Below are 2,966 nucleotides of genomic sequence, written 5' to 3' on the forward strand. Positions count from 1 at the left end.
AATAAGGCGATGCCGCAGTCAGGAGGAAGCGACTTGAACAAGTGCTGCAGCGCCTCTACACCTCCGGCAGAGGCACCTATACCAGCAATCGGAAACGAAGGTAAATGATGGCCGCCAAAGCCTTCTTCCCATAATAGGGCATCCGGAAGGGTACTGTCCGCAAATGGATTCGAGGATTGCGAGGCATCTGGAGATGTTTTTTTTCTTCAGAGTGTGGCATAAATAGGTAACTTCATGAACAGAAGCTCAAATGTGTTCGTCAGTATTCTGTTAGTTGGTATCCCCGATGGTTTTTCTTTCGAAAAATTATTAACTGCTCTATTGAATATTCTTACTAGATAGATAGGCTCACGATAATGAAAAAAAGATGCATAACCTGTTCTAACAAGTTTGCAATAAAGAATTCGCTGCAATTTCTCGAAAAAGATTGCGGTGCCCGCAACTTTCTTTCAGCGGAGTTTATTTAAATAATAAGAGAATCGGGTCTGAAGTCCTGTAGTACATTGCGCATACGTTAAGGGAAATGAGCCCAATTCTCATTATTAAAATCATTTAGACCTTAGGTATTGCAGCATAATATCAGCACCAGAAGTTTCAAAAGGATCAGTGGGACAATTGTCTGTAAAATCGGATTCAACGAACATTTTTTCTATCTCTTTGTTTTGAACAAGCATAGAATATCGCCATGAACGCATACCGAAACCTAAGTTCGATTTGTCTACAAGCATCCCCATCTTTCTAGTGAACTCTGCATTCCCATCGGGAAGCACAAATATTTTCTCGACTCCAAGATGTTTGCGCCATTGATACATAACAAATGCATCATTCACGGATAAGCACACCACCTCATCAATACCCAGAGCTTTGAAATCATCATAGTGTTTCTCGTAACCAGGCAGATGAGCAGTTGTACACGTCGGTGTGAACGCGCCAGGTAACGCAAATAATACAACTCGCTTGTTCTTAAAAATATCGTCCGTGGTAATATCCTGCCAGCGAAATGGATTGTCGCCACCAATTGATTCATCATGTACTCGGGTTTTAAAAGTTACGTTGGGTAGCTGCCTTTGTTCTGTCATGGTTATCGCCTTCTGATTTAATTGAATAGTCATTTACTTGAACTCAAGAGGATATATAACATTCTACCCTTTAAATGGATCGTGGTAGAAAACGAAAAAACCGCCCCGCTGGAAGTACCGGTCCTTTATATGGTTATGATCTGAAAGTGCCATACTTGGATTTTGAGAACGGTTCTGGCTTTTTAAAGTATGACAATATCTATTCAGTAAGTCAGGCTGCTGTAATTGGTGCGCAGGTTGTTTAAAGTTTTGCAAATGTTTTGGATCGAATGATCGATATATGTTTGTTGATAAACACTGCCAATGCCTTGAGATTCCCCAGATATCACGAATGGGCTGTTACTATTCCGCTGCAATCTAGTTAGAAAAATACCAATTATGTGCAATTTGTGCGACTGGTAAAGCTTTTCCGAGAGAAGTCGAGTTACTTATCTCTGAACATATGCAATACACCAGCCTTGAGGACTAACATCACCTTCCACAACTTTGCATTCCCCGTTAGCTTCTGGTGAATCGCTGGAGATGAACTGCGCACAGTTACTACATTGTTCCTTACCGTTAGGTTTATCGCGATATTGCATAGCTTCTTTAGAAGCTTTCGCTGCTTGCGCTTGGCCAATAAAAGTATTCAAAATGGGAGCGGTGGCACCTAATGCAATGAATTTTAATATCTTACGCCGCGAGAATTTTTCTTGAAAATGAGTCATAGTTTCTCACCTTATAAACAGTAATCAAAAAATAAAGTTATACTTTTTATAACTTTATTATAAGAATATAAGCAGAAACAAGATAGTTCTGTACTGCTACGCACAGTAATGTCATAAAACGTCGAATATGGACATCATCACTATTATGCAAAGTTCTCTAGTCGATTTAAACGCTGTTTCGATTTGGCTGCAAAAGTATCGCGATAGCGGAACATCTCTGCTAATATAAATCTTCTTCCGATCAGTAGCTTAATTATTTATAACATAAGCAAATAAACAGATATTTTATTACAGAAGAACAACTGTTTAGCACTTGATCATATGCATCGACTACGTCTGCAAATGAAGATATTGTATGTTCCGATCCTCCGACGATACCCCTGATGATTGGACGATGATTGATTGCCTATTTTAGGTTATCTATCAGGATTGATGTTAGTGAAGAGAAGTGGGATTTTAATAAGCCGTGATAGATGGCATTGCTAAATTAATGATTGGTCGGGAAGTGGATGCGGTAGTTAGTAGCCGAGAATAGTCCATATCCGATGGGTATAATCGGCGAATCGTGAAGCAGATAATCCAATATAGAAAGACCGCTTTCTGCTGGATGTGAACCTTGGGATGGTTCGCCAAATTGCATTTTGTAGCCCATTAAAATGATATTGCAGGTGGCACGCGGCTATGCCAACGAGTTTGTGAGATCAAGGAAACATTCATCAAGTGAATAAATTTCTTTATTTGAGCAAAAAGTGGAAAGCACAGTTATAACTGGCTTGCTCATGTCATCTTAAAGGATGTAATTTGATGAATAAGGTCTTTCAACTAGAACCAAATGAATGCGTGGAGATACGGTCAGGTTCTCGTGAGAGAATTCGTCTATTTTAGAAACAAGTCAGAATCTACGGCACATAACTTGCTATATCAAAAGGTTATCCAGGACCAACATTATTTTTTATAAAAAATCCGTAAACTAGTTTTCAGCCTCTGGGGTTCCGCTGCGCTCGCTGACTATGGCGCTAATCTAAAACGACTGAAGCTGAAAAAGACCTCTTGTGAGTGGCAGCCATTATCGAAACAGATGAAACTTATTCCCAAGAGCTCTTTAAAGGACAGCACCGATGCCCTGATCTGCACGCAAGCGTGATGGTAAAGGCGTCAAGAAAGGGGCATCAAAAGAAAA

Annotated in this window: 3 protein-coding genes; all 3 read right to left on the bottom strand. The window is 39.9% G+C overall.

Translation table 11 applies throughout. The features are described from left to right. The coding region (locus tag C7H79_RS19620) for a chemotaxis protein CheB (protein ID WP_147383662.1) at nt 1-89 on the bottom strand (89 nt) is incomplete at its 3' end. Nucleotides 90-548: 459 nt separating this feature from the next. Then, nucleotides 549-1,112, bottom strand: coding sequence for a peroxiredoxin (locus C7H79_RS16760; protein ID WP_242447357.1), 564 nt, complete (start codon nt 1,110-1,112; stop codon nt 549-551). Between the two features lie 395 nt (nt 1,113-1,507). Next, nucleotides 1,508-1,786: a high-potential iron-sulfur protein gene (locus C7H79_RS16765; protein WP_106708373.1), complete on the bottom strand. Its 279-nt coding sequence runs from the start codon at nt 1,784-1,786 to the stop codon at nt 1,508-1,510. Nucleotides 1,787-2,966: the final 1,180 nt, after the last annotated feature.

This window comes from Nitrosomonas supralitoralis (genome assembly GCF_003011925.2).
Taxonomy (GTDB): domain Bacteria; phylum Pseudomonadota; class Gammaproteobacteria; order Burkholderiales; family Nitrosomonadaceae; genus Nitrosomonas; species Nitrosomonas supralitoralis.